Raw genomic sequence first — 386 nt, forward strand, 5'->3', positions numbered from 1 at the left:
GGCGACCACGGGGCGACTATCCTTAACCTGCGTGAGCAGCTGGGGCTGGATGGCGAACTGGTCAGCGACTGCGCGGTGCTGACGCCGCTTATTCAGACGCTGCGTGACATTCCCGGCGTGAAAGCGCTGCGTGATGCCACCCGTGGTGGTGTAAACGCGGTGGTTCATGAGTTCGCGGCAGCCTGCGGTTGTGGTATTGAACTTTCAGAAGCGGCACTGCCTGTTAAACCTGCCGTGCGTGGCGTTTGCGAATTGCTGGGACTGGACGCCCTGAACTTTGCCAACGAAGGCAAACTAGTAATACCTGTTGAACGCAACGCGGCAGAGCAAGTGCTGGCAGCGTTACATTCCCATCCACTGGGGAAAGACGCGGCGCTGATTGGTGA

1 pseudogene is annotated in these 386 nt (G+C 59.1%); it reads left to right on the plus strand.

Features of this window, described 5'->3' with window-relative positions:
* Nucleotides 1-386, plus strand: a pseudogene (hypE, locus tag M1M07_RS32590) (hydrogenase maturation carbamoyl dehydratase HypE); the annotation flags it as partial.

It is taken from the genome of Rhodococcus sp. HM1, from assembly GCF_023218075.1.
In the GTDB taxonomy this organism is placed as follows: Bacteria; Actinomycetota; Actinomycetes; order Mycobacteriales; family Mycobacteriaceae; genus Rhodococcus.